Raw genomic sequence first — 17,892 nt, forward strand, 5'->3', positions numbered from 1 at the left:
GGCCGCGGTCAGCGGGTCGCGGCGTGGCGTCCGCGGGCCCCGCGCAGCGCCGGGACGCCGGCGAGCAGCCCGCGCTGCGGGATCCCGTCGACCGGTTCGGCGGCCGCCCCCAGCTCGGCGAGCACGTCGTTCGCGGCGAGCACCCCCGACATCGACGAGCGCTCCATCAGCCCGGCGAGGTAGGGCGTCTCCACGAAGTCACCGGCCACCCGCAGGCCGCGCGCGTCGGTCCGCACCCCCGGCCGGGTGCCCGCCGTCCCGGGCGGGAACGCGGGCGCGGTGGCCTCCAGCCGGTCGTACCGGTCGAGGACGGTCGCGTCCGCGGTCTCGGGCCACAGCACGGCCAGCTCGGCGCGCAGCGCGGCCGCGGCGGACGCCGCGTCGGGCTCGGCGCAGGAGTAGGAGTGCAGCTCCACCACCGACCCGCCGGTCCCGGCGGCCCACCGGGCCGAGGGCTCCTCCAGCCGGGAGTAGACGGTGACCGAGTCCAGGGTCGGCTGCCCGCTGACGGCACTGAACACCGCCCGTCCCGGGTCGACGTCGCGGTCCAGCCACAGCCTGCTGACCGCGAACGGGGGCGCGACGCGCAGCGCCGCACACTGCGCGTGCAGCCGCGGCGCCGTCGTCGCCAGCCCGGGTGAGCCGGTGACCAGCGCGCGCAGCGCACCCGGGTCGAGGGCGAGCACGAGGTGCCGGGTGGTGGTCGCCCCGGGGCCCTCGACCCGCCAGCCTGCGCCGTCGGGGTGCACCGCGGTGACCCGCGCCCCGGTGCGGACCTGCGCCCCGAGGGAGGTCAGGTGGCGCCACAGCGGCTGCCACACGGCGGTGGCGTGGTCGGTGCACGGGGCGTCGAAGGCGATGCCCTCGGGGTTGCCGAGGAAGTAGTAGTGGAACATCGCGACGAGCTCGGCGGCGGACAGGTCGCCCTGGTTGCAGAAGAACGACCGGGCGAACGCCTCGAACAGCATGCTGCGGGTGCGCTCGGTCATCCCGAGCCGGTCGAGGAACGACGCGGCGTCGACGCCGTCGAGCTCGGTCGTGGTGGTGGCCCGGTCGTAGGCCAGCAGGGCGCGTCCGGCGTCGGGGTCGGCGGAGGTGAGCTCGCGCCGCGACAGGCTCCTGCTGCGCAGCGCCAGCGCGAGCAGGTTGAACGGCGGGGCGGCGGGCAGTCCCGACAGGTCCTCGTCGGGCCACCGCGCGGAGATCACCGGGTAGTTCCCGACCGGGCGCAGGAACGACAGCTGCGGGTCGGCGCGGCGCAGGATCGACCGCCAGGTGTAGTACTGCCGGAAGAAGGCGTGGAAGCCGTGCTCGACCTGCGCGACGGTGCCGTCGGAGAGGGTGTGCGGCCAGGCCCCGAGCCGTCCGCCGAGGTGGTCGGCCGCCTCGAGCAGGGTGACCCGCACCCCGCGTTCGGCCAGCACCACGGCCGCGGACACCCCGGCGATCCCGCCCCCGACGACGACCGCCTCCGACCCGGCGGGCACCGCACGCGGCAGCAGCGGGTCGGGTGTCACCAGCCGTCGTCGGCGCATGCGCAGCGGTGCGGCGCGGCGCCGCAGCGGGTCGGTCACAGGGTCCCTCCGGGACGGACGTGCGGACCGTGTCCGCCGGGGTGGCGGGCAGCGGAGCCGTGGGCAGCGGAGCCGTGGGCAGCGGAGCCGTGGGCACCGCGGTGGCGGGTCCCGGGGCGGTGGGCGGCGCGGTCGCGGCGCAGGACGAGCGCGTACGGGACCGCGACCAGCCCCATCAGCACCCCGCCGACCAGGGCCGAGCCGGGCAGGCCGAAGAACACCAGGTGGGCGAGCACCGAGGAGGCGTAGACCCACAGGTACAGCGCGGCCGCGGGCCCCGAGCGCCGGGGGCCGCCGGGCAGCGCACGGTGCAGCGTCCCGACGATCAGCAGCGAGACGACCAGCCAGCCGGCGTAGTTGGTCAGCGGGATGCCGGGCACCAGCGGGAGACCCGGGTCGGGGCGCGCCCACACCCAGTGGCCCGCGTCGACCATCTGCGGGTCGAGGAACACGTCCCAGGCGGCCAGGGCGAACGCACCGACGGCGACGGTCCCCGCCCCGCGCCGGGCCAGCGCCCTGCCCACGACCAGCGCGGGCCACGCCATCATCGCCCAGGCCATCGGCACGACCAGCGGGACACCGGCCACCTCGGCGCCGAGGGTCCCGGTGTAGGCGTAGGCGCCGAACGGCCACCCCGTGGCCAGCCCGACGGACTCCGCGACCAGTCCCCCGCCGCCCGCGACGCCGAGCAGCACCAGCCCGCCCCGGGTGCCGTGCACCCGGACGACGTCGGCGACCGCGGCCAGGAAGAACACCGCGACGCTCAGCACCGTCACCGACGTCCGCAGCGGGGCGGGGGTGAGCGGGTAGAGGATCTGGACGGTCACCGCTCCGGCGACCAGCACCCAGGCGGGCAGGGTCGTGCGCAGTGCCCGGGGGGCAGCGGCCAACGCCACGCGGGAACCTCCACACGGTCCGGTCGGGGGTGGTCCCACGGTGCCACCACCCGGGCACACCCGCGCGTCGTCCGCGGCCGCGGCGACGTCGCGCGGCCGGGCCGCCCCCTCCGTAGGGTCGCCTGCGTGCTCCTCCGCCGGCCGCTGCGCGCCGTCCGTCCGCTCGTGGCCGCCGGGTCCGTCCTCGCCGCGGCCGGGACCGTGCAGGCCTGGGTGAACCGGGCCGGGCTGCGACGCCCGCCCGCCGCGCCGCCCACGGTGACCGTGCCGGTGTCGGTGCTGGTCCCGGCCCGCGACGAGGCACACCGGATCGCGCCGACCGTGCGGGCGCTGACCGGGCAGCGCGGGCTGGCCGACGTCGAGATCCTCGTCCTCGACGACGGCTCCACCGACGGGACCGCCGCCGTCGTCCGTACCGCGGCCGGCGGCGACCCCCGGCTACGGGTGCTCACCGGCACCCCGCCCCCGCCCGGGGTGCTGGGCAAACCGCACGCCTGTGCCGCGCTGGCCGCGGCCGCCCGCGGTGAGGTCCTCGTCTTCGTCGACGCCGACGTCGTCCTCGTCCCGCACGCCGTCGCCGCCGCGGTGGCGCTGCTGCGCGACCGGGACCGGCCGCTGGACCTGCTGTGCCCGTGGCCGCGGCAGGTCGCCTCCGGCCCGCTCGGCCGGCTGGTGCAACCGCTGCTGGCCTGGTCGTGGCTGACGACGCTGCCGCTGGCCGTAGCGGAACGGTCCGGACGGGGGTCGATGGCCGTCGCGAACGGGCAGTTCCTGCTGGTCGAGGCGGCCGCACTGGCCCGGGCGGGCGGCTGGGCCGCGGTGTCGGGCGCCGTCCTCGACGACATCGGGCTGGCCCGGGCGGTCCGCGCCGCCGGGGGCCGGACCGGCATCGCCGACGGGTCGCAGGTCGCGTCCTGCCGGATGTACGCGACCGGCGCGGAGCTGCGGGCGGGCTACCGCAAGTCGCTGTGGGCGGCGTTCGGCTCGCCCGCCGGGGCGGTCGCGGTCGGCGCCGGGCTGGTGCTGGTCTACGTGCTGCCCGCGCTCGCCGCGCTGACCGGGTCGCGGGCCGGGCTGCTCGGGTACGCCGCCGCCGTCGCCGGGCGGGTGCCCGCCGCGCGGTGGGTCACCGGGCCGTCGGGCGGCGGCGCGGTCGACGCGCTCGCCCACCCGGTGTCGGTGCTGGCCCTGCTCGGGCTGCTCGCGTCCTCGTGGGCGGGCAGGCTGCGCGGCACGCTGAGCTGGAAGGGGCGTGCGCTGTGAGCCGGGTCGTGGTGGTCGGCGCCGGGCTGGGCGGGCTCGCGGCGGCGGCGCGGCTGGCCGCCGCCGGGCACGCGGTCACCGTGTTCGAGCGGGCCGACACCCCGGGCGGGAAGCTCGGCGTCGTCACCCGGGACGGGTTCACCTTCGACACCGGCCCGTCGCTGCTCACGATGCCGGACCTGCTCGACGACCTGTTCGCCGCGACCGGCGGTCCCGCGGACCTGCCGGTCACGCCGGTCGACCCGGCCTGCGGCCACGTCTTCGCCGACGGCACGCGGCTGGACCTGCCGCACGCCGCGGCCGCGGTCCCGGCCGCCCTCGACGCCGCCCTGGGCGACGGCGCCGGCGCGTCCTGGGCGGCGCTGCACGAGCACTCGCGACGGCTGTGGGACCTCGTCGGCGAGCCGGTCCTGCGCCGCCCGCTCACCACGGCCGCGCTCGTCCGGATGAGCGCCCGCCCGGCCGACCTGCGCGCGGTCGCGCCGTGGCGGACCCTCGACGGGCTGGGCGCGCGGCTGCTGCCCGACCCGCGGCTGCGGACCTGGCTGAACCGCTACGCCACCTACTCCGGTTCCGACCCGCGTCGCACACCGGCGGTGCTGGCGGTGACCGCCTTCGTCGAGCAGGAGTTCGGCGCGTGGTGGGTGCCGGGCGGGCTGCGCCGCATCGTCGACGCCGTCGTGGACCGCTGCCTCGCCCTCGGCGTCACGCTGCACCCGGGCACGGCCGTCGACGAGGTCCTCGTGGAGCGCGGCCGGGCCGCCGGGGTCCGGGCCGGGGGCCGCGAGGTGCGCGCCGACGTCGTCGTCTCCGGGGTCGACGCGCACGTGCTGCACGAGCGGCTGCTCCCCCGCGACGTCGCGCGCCGGGCCCGCAGGCGGCTGCGCCGCACGCCCCGCTCGACCGCCGGGTTCGTGCTGCTGCTCGGGCTGTCCGGCCGGGAGCCAGGGCCGGCGCACCGGGTCTGGTTCCCGCGCGACCAGCACGCCGAGTTCGACGCGATCTTCGGACGCGAGCCCCGCCCGGTGCCCGACCCGACGGTGTACGTGCACGCCCCCGACGACCCGGCGCTGCGCCCCGACGACGCCTCCGAGGGCTGGTTCGTGCTGGTCAACGCACCCCTGCACGCCCCGGGGCGCGGTGTCGACTGGGACGCCCCCGGGCTCGCGGAGCGCTACCGGGACCGGGTGCTCGGCGTGCTCGCCGCCCGCGGCACCGACGTGCGCGACCGCCTGCGGTTCGCCGAGGTCCTGACCCCGGCCGAGCTGGAGCGGCGCACCGGTTCGCCGGGCGGCGCGATCTACGGCACCGCCTCGCACGGCCCCCGGGCCGCGCTGCGCCGGCCCGCCAACCGCGGCCCGGTGCCGGGCCTCTACCTGGTGGGCGGGTCCGCGCACCCGGGCGGCGGCATCCCGCTGGTGCTGATGTCGGCCGAGATCGTCGCCGGGCTCATCGGCCCGGCGGGGACCCCGGGAACCGCGGCGGGGTCGTCCGGACCACGCCCACCGCGAGCTGCGCCAGCCCGATCGCACCCAGGACCGTCCAGGTGAGGGCGAAGACGGTCCCCCACGACACCCCGACCAGCGGCGGGCCGGCCGGGAGCACCGCCGCACCGAGTGCGGGCAGGGCGACCACGACCAGCCGGGTCGGCCGCTCGGCGACGGTCACCGCGCCCACCCCCGGCATGCCGACCGACTGCGCGCGGGCCCGTAGGAACTCGTGCACGAACACCAGCGCGAGCGCCGCGAGGACCCAGCCGGGCGCGGCGCCGAGCGCGACCAGCACCGCCCCGAGCAGCAGGTCCCCGAGGCGGTCGGCGACGGCGTCGACCACCGCACCCAGCGGCCGGGCCCGCCCGGTGCGCAGCGCGACGGCGCCGTCGAGGCCGTCGAGCACCCCCGCGGCGACGACGAGCAGAGCCGCCGCCGCCGTCCACGGCGCCCCGGCGAGCGCGACCGCCCACGCCCCGGCCAGCACGACCACGCCGGACGCCGACAGCACGTCCGGCGGGACCCGGGCCACCGGGCCCGCGGAGAGGACCCGCACCATCCGGAGCCAGCCGCGTACCACCGGGGAGGGCCGGATGCCGCCGTGCAGGGCCGACCAGCCGTCGTCGTCCCCGGTCGTCATCGGACCAGCGTGCCAGCGCCGCAGCGGGGGCGCGCCGTGAACCGGGCCCGCACCCTCGCCCGCCGGCTCGGGAACACCTTCCCCGGCAGCGACATCGCGCTGTGGGCCGCCGGTGCGACCTACTTCGGGGTGATCGGGCTGGTGCCGCTGGCGATGGTCGCGCTGTGGGGCGTCGGTGCGCTGGCCGGGCCGGAGACGGTGACCACGGCGATGGACGCGGCGGTCGGCGGGCTCCCCGGCGGGCACGGCACGCCCGAGGCGCTGCGCACACTGGCCGCGGTGTCGCTGTCGATGGCCTGGTGGCAGGCACTGGTCGTGCTGTTCCCGGCCAGTCTCTACGGCGAGGGCCTGCGCCGCGCGTTCGTCCAGATGTCCGCAGCCCGCGACCGGCTCACCGGCTGGCGCGGCCGCGCCGGGCTGCTGGGGGTCGCGGCGGTCGCGCCGTTCCTCGTGCTGGTCGTGCTGGGCGCGGCTCCCTACGTCGGGCCGCTCTACGCCGCGGGTGGCTGGTCGCTGGTGTGGGGCGTCGTCGTGGCGTTCCACGTGGTGTGGGTGACGCTGTCGACCGCGCTGCTCGCGGTGTTCGGGCTGGTCGGGCCGGGGCGGCTGGGCCGGCGCGCGCTGGTGCTCGGCGCGTTCGGCACCGGGTCGGTGCTGGCCGGGTTCCTGCAGGGTTTCCTGCTGTTCCTGGCCATCCCGATCGAGTGGTCGGCACCGTTCGCCGGGCTCCCCGTGGTCGGGACGGTGTCGGCGCTGGCGCTGTGGCTCTACCTGCTGCACATCCTGGTGCTGTGCGGGTTCCGCGCCACCGTGGTGCTCGACGAGGTCCTCGCCGCCCGGGACCGGTGATCCCGGGCGGCGGGGACCCGGCGGGTCACATGCCCATGCCGCCGTCGACCGGCAGCCCGGCGCCGTTGACGAACCGGGCGGCGTCGGAGGCCAGGAAGGCGACCGCGTCGGCGATGTCGGCGACCTCGCCGAGCCGGCCCGACGGGGTCAGCTCGACCACCGCGCCGACCGCGGCCTCCGGGCTCTCGAACAGCCCGAGCCCGGCGGTCTCGACGGCGAGCTTCTGCCCCATCGCGGTCGGGACGAGCCCGGGGTACACGCAGTTGACCCGCACCCCGTAGCCGAGCTTGCCCGACTCCATCGCCGCGACCCGGGTGAGCCGGTCGACCCCGGACTTGGTCGCGGAGTAGCCGCCGATGGAGGGGAACGCGATGGTCGCGGCGACCGAGGCCACGTTGATCACGGCTCCGCCGCGGCCCGCCGCACCACCCGGGCGCATGGCACGGAAGGCGTGCTTGATGCCGAGCATCGTGCCGAGCAGGTTGACCTCGAGCATCCGGCGGACGTCGTCGGGCTCGGTGTCGACGAGCAGCTGGGTGACCTCGACGCCCGCGTTGTTGACGACGACGTCGAGGCCGCCGAACCGCTCCACGGTCTCGGCGACCGCGGCGGTCCACGAGGCGTCGTCGGTGACGTCCAGGTGCACGAACCCGTGCTGCTCCCCCAGGGACTTCGCGAGCGTGCCGCCCGCCTCGTCCTGCAGGTCGGCGACGACGACCCGGCCGCCCGAGTCGGCCAGCGCGCGGGCCATCCCCTCGCCCAGCCCCTGTGCGCCCCCGGTCACGAGCACGGTGCGTCCGGTCAGGTCGATCTGCGTCACGGCGACTCCAGTGTCGATCGGTGATGTGGGCCACACCCTGCCGCGATCTCTGACCAGTTGTCAAGATATCGTCGGGCGGGCGTCCAGAACGACGGCGTCGGAGACGCAGCGGTCGGTTACAGTGGCTCCCGGCGGACGACGGGAGGGGGCCGCGTGGCACGGGCGAACCCGGTCGACAAGCACGACGCGCGCCGCCGAGCGCTGGCGGACTCGGCCCTGCAGACCCTGGGCGAGCTCGGCTACGCCCGGGCGTCGCTGCGCGAGATCGCGCAGAACTCCCCGTACAGCCACGGCGTCGTGCACTACTACTTCGCCGACAAGCTGGAGCTGATCGTCTACTGTGTGCGGCAGTACAAGGCGGTGTGCGTGACCCGCTACGACGGCGCCGTCGCCGACGCGACGACGGCCGACGGCCTGGTCACCGCGTTCGCGGACAAGCTGTGCGAGACGATCGTCGACGAGGCCCCGATGCACCGCCTCTGGTACGACCTGCGCGCCCAGAGCATGTTCGAGCCGAACCTGCGCGAGGCCGTCGGGCAGATCGACCGCACCCTGGAGGACATGGTGTGGCGGGTCGTCACCCGTTACGCCGACCTCACCGGCACCGCGGTCGCGCTGAGCCCGCACGCCGCCTACGGGATGGTCGACGGTGTGTTCCAGCAGGCCCTGCTGGGGTTCCTCACCGGCGACGACCCGCACGCGTTGGACACCCTGCGCGCCGAGGTCCGCGACCTGCTGCCGCTGACCCTGCGCCCGGTGCCGGTCGGCGCGGGCGCAGGGGCCTGAGCGCCGGGCCTCACCGCGACCGTGCGGACAGCCCGCCGTCGACCGGTAGACAGACCCCGTTGACGTAGGCGGCGCGGTCCGACGCGAGGAACAGCGCGGCCTGGGCGACGTCGTGCGGGGAGCCCATCCGGCCGGTGGGGCTCACCTCGTGCCGGGCGGCCAGCGCGCCGGGGTCGTCGACGACCTGCTCGCGCACCATCGGGGTGTCGATCAGGCCGGGCAGCACCGCGTTGGCGCGGATCCCGTCGCGGGCGTAGGTCAGCGCCAGCGACACGGTCAGCTGGTCGACACCCGCCTTGGCCGCGCTGTAGGCGGGGTAGACGTAGCCGGTGTCGCGGATCGCGGCCAGCGACGACACGTTCACGATCGCCCCGCGACCGGCGGCGCGCATGTGCGGCAGCGTGTGCCGGCAGGTCAGGTAGGCGCTGGTCAGGTTCAGCGCGAGCGCCCGGTTCCACCCGGTGAGGTCGAGGTCGACGACCTCACCGAGCACCGCGGCGCCGACGTTGTTGTGCAGTACGTGCGGCACCCCGAGGGTGTCCACGACCGCGGCGACGGCGCGGGCGACGTCGTCCTCGTCGGTGACGTCGGCGGTGACCGCCAGTGCCGCACCACCGGCTCGGGTGATCTCCCCCGCCACCCGGGCGGCCTCGGCGGTGTCGCGGTCGACCGCGGCGACGACCGCACCGGCCCCGGCGTAGGCCAGCGCCGCGGCCTCGCCGTTGCTCGTCCCCCGCCCGCCCGACCCCGCGCCGAACACCACCGCCACCCGGCCCTCCAGATCCCGCACCGGACCCTCCCCGCCTCGTCGTGCCCTGCCGCGCCGTCCCCTGCTTCCGGCCACGGTGCGCCCGCGGTGCGCGCGGCCGACACCGTCCGCCGACGAACACGGCGGCCGCGGTGTGCTCCGTCTGTAGGATCGCCGGGTGCTCGGTGACGCGGCGACGGCGCTGATCGACCGGCTCGCCGAGGAGCTGTCCCGGTCGGTCGTCGTCGACGACCCCGCCGTGCAGGTCCTCTACGCGAGCGCGCACTACGGCGATGCGGACCCCACCCGCGTCGCGGCGGTGCTCAACCGCGGCGCGGAGCCCCGCGTCCGCGGCTACGTGCTCGCCCACGGTGTGTTGTCCTGGACCCGTCCCGGGATCATCCCGGCCAGCGACGAGCTGGGCATGCACGCCCGGGTGTGCGTCCCGGTCCGTTGGGAGGGCCGGCTGCTGGCGCTGCTGATGGTGATGGACGCCGACGGCTCGCTGACCACCGGCGAGCTCGGGCGCATCACCGCGGTCGCCGAGCAGCTGGCCCTGTCGCTGCAGGACCTGGCACGCACCGCCGACGCGGCCCGCGAGGACGAGCGCCGGGTGCTCGACCTCGTCGGCGACGACCCGGTGGCCCGGGTCCGGGCGGCGGCCGCCCTCACCACGGCGGGCCGGGCGCCGGAGCCGGGCGCGACGGCCGTCGTCGTCGCGGTGCCCGGGGCGGACGGGTACCACGAACACGCCGGGATCGCCCTGCGTACGGCCCTGTCCGGGCGCCGCCGCGACGGGACCGACGGGTGGCTCACCGCCGTCGCCGGCGGCACCGCGGTCCTGCTCGCCGCGCCGCCGACGCCCGGCTCCGAGGACCTCCCCGCGCGGGTGCGCCGGGTCGTCGATCGCGTCGGCGAGCTGGCCCACGGCCGCTTCCGCTGCGTCGCCGGGATCGGCGACCCGGCCCCCGCACCGGAGCTGCTGGCCGGGTCGGTGACGCGGGCCCGGACCGCGTGCACGGCCGCCGAGCTCGGGCTCCGGCCCCCGGTCGCCCGGTGGGCCGGGCTCGGGGCGCTCGGCCCGCTGCTCGCTCTCCCGCCGGCCCTGCTGACCGACGACGTGGTCCCCGACGAGGTGCGCCGGCTGCGTGCCGCCGACCCCGACGGACGGCTGGTGGCCACCGTCCGCGCCTACCTCGACGAGGCGGGCAACGGCCCGGCCGCGGCCGCCCGCCTGCACATCCACCGCACCTCGCTCTACTACCGGCTCGACCGGGTCACCCGGCTCACCGGTCTCGACGTCTCCGACGGCGCGACCCGGCTGGCGCTGCACCTGGGGCTGGTCGCGCTCGACGTCGTCGCGGCCCGGCACCCGGCACCCGGCCGGGAGCTTCGACAGACGGAGCACACACCGGCCTGATCCCTCGACCACCGGCGGTGGTGACCGGCGCCACTGCGGCCCAGACTCCTCCGCGGACCCGAGGAGGACACCGATGCCCACCTTCACCACCGCCGACGGTGTGACGCTCGACTACCGCGACTCCGGCGGGGAGGGCGTCCCGCTGGTGATGCTGCACGGCTGGGGCCAGACCCAGGCGATGTTCGCCCACCAGCTCACCGGCCTCGGCGCGCGGCGCCGCGTGGTCACCTACGACCAGCGCGGGCACGGCGTCTCGGACAAGCCGCACCACGGCTACCGCATCGCCCGGCTCGCGCAGGACCTGGTCGAGCTGCTCGAACGCCTCGGTCTCGACCGTGCCGACCTGCTCGGCTGGTCCATGGGCGCCTCGGTGCTGTGGAGCCACATCGACACCCACGGCACGGGCCGGATCGGCCGGCTGGTGCTGGTCGACCAGCCCGCGGCCGTCGCCGCGGTGCCGTGGATGTCGGCGCAGGAGCAGGCCGGGTCGGGCGCCATCTTCGACGTCGGCGGCCTGCTGGACCTCGCCGGCAGCCTCGCCGGCCCCGACGGGGACACGGTGCGGGAGGCGTTCGTCCGCTCGATGTTCTCCGGCACCCCCGCCGACGACGTCTGGTCCCTGGTCGCCCGGGAGATCACCCACACCCCCGCCCACGCCGGGGTACCGCTGCTGTTCGACCACTGCGCACAGGACTGGCGCGACGTGCTCCCCCGGATCGACGTCCCGACACTGGTCCTCGGGTGCGAGGGCAGCCACGTGAGCCCGGAGTCGCAGCGTTGGATCGCCGACCGTGTCCCCGGCGCGGTGCTGCACGTGTTCGGGCCCGACGAGGCGAACTCGCACTTCGTGTTCCTGGAGAACCCGGCCGCGTTCGACGCGGTGGTGGAGAAGTTCCTCGGCTGAGCGCACTCAGGGCACGGGGTCTCCCCCGCCGTGCGCCCGGGCGATGCCGTGGGCCGCGGCGCGCAGGGCGGGGACGAGCGTGCGCGCCCGGCCGTCGTGCGGCTGCACCGTCGACAGCGCGGCGACCACGGCCCCGTCGCGCCCGCGGACCGGGACGGCGACGCCCGTCGCGTCCGGATGGACGTGCCCGTCGGTGACGACGTACCCGTCGCGCCGGACACGGGCGAGCAGCACCCGCAGCCGGTCCGGGTCGGTCACCGTGGCGGGCGTCCGTCGTTCCAGGGGCGCCGCGAGCACCCGTTCCTGCTGCTCGGGCGGCGCGTGGGCGAGCAGCACCAGCCCCGACGACGAGACGTGCAGCGGCAGCCGCCCGGCGATCCGGGTCAGGTTGACCACCGCCCCGGGCGCGGAGAGCCGCTCCAGGAAGATGACCTCGTCGCCGTCGAGGACACCCAGCTGCACGTGGTGCCCGACGACGGCGTGCAGGTCCCCGAGGAACGGCAGCGCCGCGGCCCGCAGGGTCAGCGTCGGCGACGCCCGCTGCCCCAGCTCCCACAGCCGCATCCCGATCCGCAGCCGCCCGGAGCCGGTGCGGGTGAGCAGCCCCTGCTCGACGAGCTGCCCGACCAGCCGGGACGCGGTCGCGACGTGCAGCCCGGAGGCGCGGGCGATCTCGGCGACGCCCAGCTCGGGCCGCCCGGGCTCGAACACCGACAGGATCCGCACCGCCCGGGCCAGCACCGGTTCGCCCGCGACCACGGGTGGAGTCTGCCCCAGGGTGCGTCCCCGGTCACGCGGCCCGGTGGCGATCACCTGCCCGTGACGCCGCGACGGGCGGGCCGGCCCGGGCCCGTCGTCGCGGGTGCCCCGTACGGACCGTCGGACGGATACCGCCCCGTGGCTCAGCCCTGCGGGACGCGGAGGCCGGACATCCCGCCGTCGACCGCCAGGACGGCGCCGGTGAGAGAGCGCTGGTGCGGGTCGGCGAGGTGGATGATGGCCCGCGCGACCTCCTCCATCCCCACGAGGCCCCCGGTCGGCTGGCGGCTGCGCAACGCCGCGAGCTCGGTGTCGGGGTCGGCGGCGGCGTCGAGCAGCCGGCCGATCCACGGGGTGTCCACGGTGCCGGGGCACACGCAGTTGACGCGGATGCCGTCGCGGACGTGGTCGGCGGCCATGGCCCGCGTCAGGGACAGCACGGCCCCCTTGCTCGCCGAGTACAACGCCCGGTCGGGCAGTCCGGCGGTGGCCACGATGGAGCCGACGTTCACGACCGAGGCCGAGCCCGCGCGGCGCAGTGCGGGTAGCGCGGCCCTGGTCGTGCGCACCAGCCCGAGCAGGTTCACGTCGAGAACCCGACGCCACTCGTCGAGGTCGTTGGCCTCGACGGTGCCGGCCGCGCCGACACCGGCGTTGTTGACCAGGATGTCGATCCGGCCGAACGCCGTCATGACCTCGTCGACGGCGGCGGTGACGGAGTCGTCGTCGGTGACGTCGGCGCGCACGCCGAGCAGCGGGCTCGGCACATCGCCCGGATCGAGGTCGAGCACGGCGACCCGGGCGCCGCGCGCCGCGAACAGGGCCGCCGTGGCTGCGCCGATGCCGGAGGCCCCGCCGGTGACGACGGCGGTCAGCCCGGCGAAGTCCGCGCGGGGGTCGGTGGTGGTGTCGGTCATGGCAGGGTCTGTCCTCCGTCGACGTGCCAGGACTGCCCGGTGACGAACCGGCTGGTGTCCGAGGCGAGCACCAGGGCCAGGTCGGCGACGTCCTGCGGGGTGGTGAGACGTCCCATCGGGATGCCGGTGCGGTACTTCGCGGGGTCACCGTGGATCTGGCGCTCCGGGCCGACGCCGAGCTCACGCCACTGGGCGCGTTGCAGCTCGGTGTCGCAGGAGCCGGGGCACAGCGTGTTGACCCGGATCTGCTCGGCGGCGAGTTCCAGCGCCAGGCAGCGGGCCATCATGTCCGTGGCCGCCTTGGACGCGCAGTACGCACCCAGGTCCATCCGCGGGGTCCGGGCACAGTTCGAGGTGACCACGACGATCGAGCCGGGCCCGCCGCGGGCACGCATGTGGCCCGCCGCGGCGCGCACCGACAGGAACGCCGCCCGGGTGTTGACGGCGAACTGGGCGTCCCAGTCCTCGACGGCGGAGGTGACCAGGTCACCGGCCCGCAGGATGCCGGCGTTGTTGACGAACACCTCGGGTGCCCCGAGCCGCTCGACGACCTCGGCGAACGCCCGGTCGACGGCGTCGGCGTCGGTGAGGTCGGCCGACACCGGGACGCCGCCGAGCTCCTCGGCGACCAACCGCGCGCCGTCGGCGTCCTTGTCGATCACCGCCACCCGGGCCCCGGCGTCGGCCAGCGCCGTGGCGATGGCCCGGCCGATGCCGCGGGCCGCGCCGGTGACGGCGGCGGTGCGACCGGTGAGATCGAGTGCGGTCACGACGCGACCTCTCCGGTGGTGTGGTCGGCGTACCGGGCCCGCATGGTGAGCAGGGACGCCAGGCTGATCACGGCGGTGGCGACGAGGAGCGCGGCCATCGGCCAGGACGCCTGGTCGTAGGCGACCAGCAGTGCGCTGGCCACGAGCGGGACCAGCCCGCCGAGCATGCCGCCGATCTGGTAACCCAGGGAGGCACCCGAGTAGCGGAGCGCGGGCGGGAACATCTCCGAGTACAGCGCCGCCTGCGGCCCGTACATCAACGGGTGCCCGATGCCCATGATCACGATGACACCGAGGAACAGCAGCGGTGTCGACATCGTCTCGATCAGCCAGAACAGCGGGAACGCGAACACCGCCACCAGGATCGCCCCGGCCGCGAACACCGGTCGTCGGCCGACCCGGTCCGACAGCGCGCCGAACAGCGGGACGGTGCCGCACATGATCACGGCGGCGACCAGGACGGCGGCGAGGAACGTGCCGCGCGGGATGCCCAGGTGCGACGTGGCCCAGGACAGCCCGAGCACGGTGACCAGGTAGAAGACCGTGTTGATCACGATGAACGCGCCGGCGGCGCCGAGCACACTGCCCGGGTGCCGGGCCAGTGCGTCGCGCACGGGCAGCCGTGCGGTCTCCCCGGCCGACTGCATCTGCGCGAACACCGGGGACTCCATCAGCCGCAGCCGGACGACGAGCCCGACGACGATGAGCAGCGCGCTGGCCAGGAACGGCACCCGCCAGCCCCAGGACAGGAAGTCCTCGTCGGGCAGGCTGCTCACCGCGGAGAACGCCGCGGTGGAGAGCACCAGCCCGAGCGGGCTGCCGACCTGCGGCCACGACCCGTACCAGCCGGCCCTGCCGGGCGGCGCGTGCTCCACGGCCATCAGCACCGCACCGCCCCATTCGCCGCCGACGGCGACGCCCTGGACGAACCGGAGCGCCACGATGAGGACCGGGGCCAGGATGCCGATCTCGGCGAAGCCGGGGACCAGCCCCATCGCCAGGGTGCCGAGGCCCATCGCGAGCAGCGAGACCACCAGCATCTTCTTGCGGCCGACCCGGTCGCCGAAGTGGCCGAACACGATGCCGCCGAGCGGGCGGGCGGCGAAGCCCACCGCGTAGGTGGACAGCGAGGCGAGCAGGCCCGCACCCGGGGAGAACTCGGGGAAGAACAGCTTCGGGAACACCAGCGCTGCGGCGGTGCCGTAGATGTAGAAGTCGTACCACTCGACGGTGGTGCCGATCAGGCTGGCGAAGGCGACCTTGCTGCTCTGCCGCCGGTTGCCCGGTGGTGCGTGTACTGCGCTCACTGACGGCTCTGTCATGGCACGGGACCTCTTGTCGATGTCAGGGGGTGGGGGCGGATCGGGCGCTGGGGGCCAGGGCGGCGTCGAAGGCGCTGGTGATGGCCTCGCGGGCCTTGCCGGCCCGGGCGGCGTCGCCGACGACGAGCACCGTGCTCCCCGGGTCGACGGGCAGTCGGCGGGCCAGTTCGGCGCCGCGTCCGGTGCGGAGCCGGTAGTAGAGGGCGTCCCGGATCCGCGGGGAGGCGAACAGGCGGGCGGCTGCCCGCGAGCGGGCGGCACGGGTGCGCAGCAGGCGGGGGACGACGGCGCCGAGGCCGAACCGGTAGTGCGCGCCGGTGGCCACGACCACCAGGTCGGCGCCGCGCAGGTCGTCACCGGTGGCTTCGGAGCCGTAGCGGAACCGGACGCCGCCGAGCCGGCAGGTCCGTTCCAGCTCGTCGACGTAGGCGGTGAACGTCGGTTCGGCCGCGGCGACGTCGTTGAACCGGGGTGCGAGCCCGGTGAGCCGGAACGCCCCGCCGGCGCGTTCCGCCCTGTCGATCACCATGACGTCGTTGCCCTCGGCGACCTGGGAGGCGTAGGTCAGCCCGGCCGGTCCGGCGCCGAGCACCACGATCCGGCGGCCTCCCGGCGCGCTCGTGCCGGCGTAGACCTCCTCCCGGCCGGTCGCCGGGTTGACCACACAGGACAGCTGCGCGCCGGAGCGCATGTTCGTGATGCAGTGGTTGCAGGCCAGGCAACGCCGGACCGGGACTCCGGCCTGTGCCTTGGCCACCCAGTGCGGGTCCGCGATCAGTGGGCGGCCCAGGGCCACGATGTCGAGCTTGCCGTCGGCCACGGCGCCGGCGGCGACCTCGGGGTCGCCGAGCCGCCCGACCCCGATCACCGGGACGTCCACCAGCTGCTTCATCCGTGCCGCGTACTCGACGAACGTCGCCGCGGGGTACGCCATCGGCGGGATCATCCGCTCGGCGGCCGGCAGGGAGCGGTAGTGCCCGGCGGTCACACTGACCGCGTCGGCGCCGTCCCGCTCCGCCCACCGGCCGACCTGCATGCCCTCGTCGGCGGTGAGCCCGCCCGGGAAGAAGTCCTCCACCCCGATCCGGAAGATCACCGGCAGGCCGGGGACCTCGGACTTGATGCGGCGCAGGATCTCCAGCCCGAAGCGTGCGCGGTTCTCCAGCGACCCGCCGTAGGAGTCGGAGCGGGTGTTCTCCAGCGGGGACAGGAACTGCGAGATCAGGTAGCCGTGCGCGCCGTGCAGCTCGACCATGTCGAACCCGGCCCGCTGCGCGCGGGCCGCCGCGGCCACGTAGGCGTCGACCGTCTCGCGCATCCGGGCAGCCGACATGGCCTCGGGGACGGCGAGCTCGGCCTCGATCTCGAAGACCGGGGTGGGCACCGCCGACGGCGCCACGGGCGTGGTGCCGGAGACGACGGACCGCGCCCGGCTGCCGCCGTGCCCGAGCTGGATCGACGCCCGCGCCCCGGCCTCGTGCAGCGTGTCCACCAGCCGGCGCAGGCCGGGCAGGAACATGTCGTCGTAGATGCCCAGCTCGCGGAACCGGTGCTTGCCGGCGATCTCGGGTGAGGCCATCTCGACGGTGACCAGGCCGACGCCACCTTCGGCGCGGGCCCGGTAGTAGGCGAGCGTCGCGTCGGTGACGTGCCCGGCGTCGTCCGCGAGGCGGGTGGTCATCGAGGGCAGCAGCGTGCGGTTGCGGAGCCGCACTCCCCCGATCTCGATCGGGTCGAACAGGCCGGGGACCTCAGCCACGGGGCAGCTCCGCCCGCTCGACGGCCGCCCGCAGCGTGGCCCGCTCGGTGTCGGACACCGGCTGCAGGGGTGGGCGGACGTGCGCGGCGTCGATCCGGCCCAGCTGCGCCAGCGCGACCTTCATCCGGTTGTGCCCGTCCAGGAACGGGTCCGCGTAGCAGGCCTCGGCGACCGGCTGGATGCGGTCCCAGACCCGGCGTGCCTCGCCCAGGTCCTGCTTCTCGACGGCGCGGAACAGCTCCACCTGCAGGTCCACGACGAGGCTGCCGTGCCCGGAGAGGATCCCATCGGCGCCGAGCACCAGGGAGGCGAGCAGCGAGCGGCTGAAGCTGGACAGCAGCGACACCGGCCGGTCCAGGCTCCGCAGCGCCCGCAGGTTGCGCTCGTAGGCGACGATGTCGTTCGACCACTCCTTGACCGCGGCCACGGTCGGGATCTCCGAACAGACCCGGACCAGGGTGTCGGTGTCCAGCCGGAGCCCGGACGTCGCCGGGTAGACGAACGCGATCATCGGGAGCGACGTGGCATCGGCGATCGTGGCGTAGTGGCTCACCGCCATCTCCGGGCGCAGCTGTGCGCCGCCCTCGAACACGACCGTGGGGAACACCAGCAGGCCGTCGGCGCCGGCGGCTTCGGCCTCCGCGGCGATCCGCGCGGCCTTGGCCGAGCCGTCCTGGTAGACCCCGGAGATGACCGGGACCCGCCCGGCGACCTCGTCGAGGACGATGTCGAGCTGGCGGCGCTGCTCGTCCGCGGTCAGCGTGGCCACCTCGGAGGCGTGCGCGTTGGTCGTGATGCCGGTGACGCCCTCGACGTCGAGCAGCGCACGCAGGTGGCGACGGAGGTTGGTCTCGTCGATCTGCAGGTCCTCGGTGAACGGGAGCAGATGCGCCGGGATCACCCCGTGGAAGGAGACCATCGTCGGTTCCGTCCTCTCTTCGTCGGCTCGGCTTCTCCTCGTCGGATCAGCGCGCT

17 protein-coding genes are annotated in these 17,892 nt (G+C 75.9%); 6 read left to right on the top strand and 11 right to left on the bottom strand.

The genetic code is table 11. The features are described from left to right. Window positions 1–8: 8 nt before the first annotated feature. Window positions 9–1,574, bottom strand: coding sequence for an FAD-dependent oxidoreductase (locus tag AC0GKK_RS05580; RefSeq protein ID WP_482637158.1), 1,566 nt, complete (start codon window positions 1,572–1,574; stop codon window positions 9–11). After that, a complete protein-coding gene (locus AC0GKK_RS05585) occupies window positions 1,571–2,470 on the bottom strand; it encodes a carotenoid biosynthesis protein (protein WP_489883305.1) in 900 nt (299 codons plus the stop codon). Before AC0GKK_RS05585 ends, AC0GKK_RS05580 begins: the two co-directional genes overlap by 4 nt. Window positions 2,471–2,596: 126 nt before the next feature. On the opposite strand from AC0GKK_RS05585, the gene AC0GKK_RS05590 reads away from it, so the two are divergent. Both AC0GKK_RS05590 and AC0GKK_RS05595 read left to right on the top strand, forming a co-directional pair. Further along, window positions 2,597–3,733: a glycosyltransferase family 2 protein gene (locus AC0GKK_RS05590; RefSeq protein ID WP_476654352.1), complete on the top strand. Its 1,137-nt coding sequence runs from the start codon at window positions 2,597–2,599 to the stop codon at window positions 3,731–3,733. After that, window positions 3,730–5,283, top strand: a complete 1,554-nt coding sequence (locus tag AC0GKK_RS05595) for a phytoene desaturase family protein (protein WP_405418042.1) — start codon at window positions 3,730–3,732, stop codon at window positions 5,281–5,283. The genes AC0GKK_RS05590 and AC0GKK_RS05595 overlap by 4 nt, the downstream gene beginning before the upstream one ends. Here the strand turns inward: AC0GKK_RS05595 and AC0GKK_RS05600 are convergent. Then, complete coding sequence (locus tag AC0GKK_RS05600; RefSeq protein WP_251784474.1) at window positions 5,183–5,863, bottom strand: CDP-alcohol phosphatidyltransferase family protein; 681 nt, start codon at window positions 5,861–5,863, stop codon at window positions 5,183–5,185. The two genes, AC0GKK_RS05595 and AC0GKK_RS05600, sit on opposite strands and share 101 nt — an antisense overlap. Before the next feature lie 36 nt (window positions 5,864–5,899). On the opposite strand from AC0GKK_RS05600, the gene AC0GKK_RS05605 reads away from it, so the two are divergent. Further along, window positions 5,900–6,712, top strand: a complete 813-nt coding sequence (locus tag AC0GKK_RS05605) for a YhjD/YihY/BrkB family envelope integrity protein (RefSeq protein WP_489883306.1) — start codon at window positions 5,900–5,902, stop codon at window positions 6,710–6,712. Window positions 6,713–6,737: 25 nt separating this feature from the next. Here AC0GKK_RS05605 and AC0GKK_RS05610 read toward each other — a convergent pair whose 3' ends face one another. Then, on the bottom strand, window positions 6,738–7,532 hold the full coding sequence (locus AC0GKK_RS05610) for an SDR family NAD(P)-dependent oxidoreductase (RefSeq protein ID WP_062402044.1): 795 nt from the start codon (window positions 7,530–7,532) through the stop codon (window positions 6,738–6,740). 153 nt (window positions 7,533–7,685) lie between these two features. On the opposite strand from AC0GKK_RS05610, the gene AC0GKK_RS05615 reads away from it, so the two are divergent. Continuing rightward, the gene (locus AC0GKK_RS05615) at window positions 7,686–8,318 is read left to right on the top strand and encodes a TetR/AcrR family transcriptional regulator (RefSeq protein WP_251784475.1); all 633 of its coding nucleotides are present in this window, start codon (window positions 7,686–7,688) and stop codon (window positions 8,316–8,318) included. Window positions 8,319–8,328: 10 nt separating this feature from the next. Here the strand turns inward: AC0GKK_RS05615 and AC0GKK_RS05620 are convergent, their stop codons facing one another. Continuing rightward, window positions 8,329–9,108: an SDR family NAD(P)-dependent oxidoreductase gene (locus tag AC0GKK_RS05620; RefSeq protein ID WP_489883307.1), complete on the bottom strand. Its 780-nt coding sequence runs from the start codon at window positions 9,106–9,108 to the stop codon at window positions 8,329–8,331. Between the two features lie 136 nt (window positions 9,109–9,244). Between AC0GKK_RS05620 and AC0GKK_RS05625 the strand changes: the two genes are divergently transcribed. Continuing rightward, the gene (locus AC0GKK_RS05625; RefSeq protein WP_489883308.1) at window positions 9,245–10,486 is read left to right on the top strand and encodes a PucR family transcriptional regulator; all 1,242 of its coding nucleotides are present in this window, start codon (window positions 9,245–9,247) and stop codon (window positions 10,484–10,486) included. Between the two features lie 73 nt (window positions 10,487–10,559). Then, the gene (locus AC0GKK_RS05630; protein WP_489883309.1) at window positions 10,560–11,390 is read left to right on the top strand and encodes an alpha/beta fold hydrolase; all 831 of its coding nucleotides are present in this window, start codon (window positions 10,560–10,562) and stop codon (window positions 11,388–11,390) included. 6 nt (window positions 11,391–11,396) lie between these two features. Here AC0GKK_RS05630 and AC0GKK_RS05635 read toward each other — a convergent pair whose 3' ends face one another. The 6 genes from AC0GKK_RS05635 to AC0GKK_RS05660 all read right to left on the bottom strand — a co-directional run bounded on the left by AC0GKK_RS05635 (window position 11,397) and on the right by AC0GKK_RS05660 (window position 17,836). Further along, a complete protein-coding gene (locus AC0GKK_RS05635; protein WP_307799891.1) occupies window positions 11,397–12,149 on the bottom strand; it encodes an IclR family transcriptional regulator in 753 nt (250 codons plus the stop codon). A gap of 143 nt (window positions 12,150–12,292) precedes the next feature. After that, entirely contained in the window at window positions 12,293–13,066 is a 774-nt protein-coding gene (locus AC0GKK_RS05640) for an SDR family NAD(P)-dependent oxidoreductase (protein WP_489883310.1), read from the bottom strand. After that, on the bottom strand, window positions 13,063–13,836 hold the full coding sequence (locus AC0GKK_RS05645; RefSeq protein ID WP_100880211.1) for an SDR family NAD(P)-dependent oxidoreductase: 774 nt from the start codon (window positions 13,834–13,836) through the stop codon (window positions 13,063–13,065). The genes AC0GKK_RS05640 and AC0GKK_RS05645 overlap by 4 nt, the downstream gene beginning before the upstream one ends. Then, window positions 13,833–15,143, bottom strand: a complete 1,311-nt coding sequence (locus AC0GKK_RS05650; RefSeq protein ID WP_405418057.1) for an MFS transporter — start codon at window positions 15,141–15,143, stop codon at window positions 13,833–13,835. Before AC0GKK_RS05650 ends, AC0GKK_RS05645 begins: the two co-directional genes overlap by 4 nt. 37 nt (window positions 15,144–15,180) lie before the next feature. After that, window positions 15,181–16,917, bottom strand: a complete 1,737-nt coding sequence (locus AC0GKK_RS05655) for an oxidoreductase (protein ID WP_476654347.1) — start codon at window positions 16,915–16,917, stop codon at window positions 15,181–15,183. Further along, window positions 16,910–17,836 (bottom strand): dihydrodipicolinate synthase family protein, encoded by a 927-nt coding sequence (locus AC0GKK_RS05660; protein ID WP_405418061.1) that lies wholly within the window; start codon window positions 17,834–17,836, stop codon window positions 16,910–16,912. Before AC0GKK_RS05660 ends, AC0GKK_RS05655 begins: the two co-directional genes overlap by 8 nt. Window positions 17,837–17,892: the final 56 nt, after the last annotated feature.

The organism is Pseudonocardia sp. P-1 (assembly GCF_058111925.1).